Annotated in this window: 1 protein-coding gene; it reads left to right on the plus strand. The window is 46.1% G+C overall.

Going from position 1 to position 785, the window contains the following annotated elements:
- The coding region (locus R7O13_RS26145; protein ID WP_318305111.1) for an ABC transporter substrate-binding protein at positions 1 to 785 on the plus strand (785 nt) is incomplete at both ends.

The raw sequence follows: 785 nt of genomic DNA on the forward strand, positions 1-785 counted from the left end.
GGTCCTTTTGTTGAAGGTTTGCCAAGCTGGCAGTACGTTGATAAATCATTGCCAATTGATGTGGATTTTTCAGAGCCGACTGAAGGTCTGGAAGCACCTTGGGGTGTGGGGCAATTAGTGTTTATTCATGATGAGCAAACCCTGCATAACCCTCCTCGATCTTTTGCTGAAATGCTGAGTTACGCAAAAGCGTTTCCAAATCGCCTTACTTACCCTCGCCCACCAGAGTTTCATGGGACAAGCTTTATTAAAGCACTGTTGATTGAGTTGACCAACAACGATCCCGCTTTGCAAAAACCAGTCACTGGTGAAACATTTGAGCAAATCACTCAACCGCTATGGGCTTACCTAGATGAGTTCCATAAAGTTGCTTGGCGTGGCGGTAAGCAATTCCCAGGAGGGACGGCTGAAACGCTTCAATTACTGGATGATGGTCAGATTGATCTTGCGATTACCTTTAACCCAAACGCGGTTTTTTCTGCGCAATCGAGTGGTAATCTTGCAGAAAGCACCAAAGCGTATGCGATGGACGCAGGTGCACTCTCAAACATTCACTTCTTAGCGATTCCTTGGAACGCAAATGCCAGTGCCGGTGCGCAAGTTGCGATAAACTTTTTATTGAGCCCTGAAGCACAATCTCGCAAAGGTAACCTTAACATCTGGGGCGATCCTTCAGTGCTAAGCAGCCAATACCTAACAGGTTCGGCTAAAAATACTCAACAATTCAAATCTAGCGCTGAGCCGCATCCGAGTTGGCAATCTGCCTTAGAAAAAGAATGGTTGAA

The organism is Vibrio sp. Y176 (assembly GCF_033438945.1).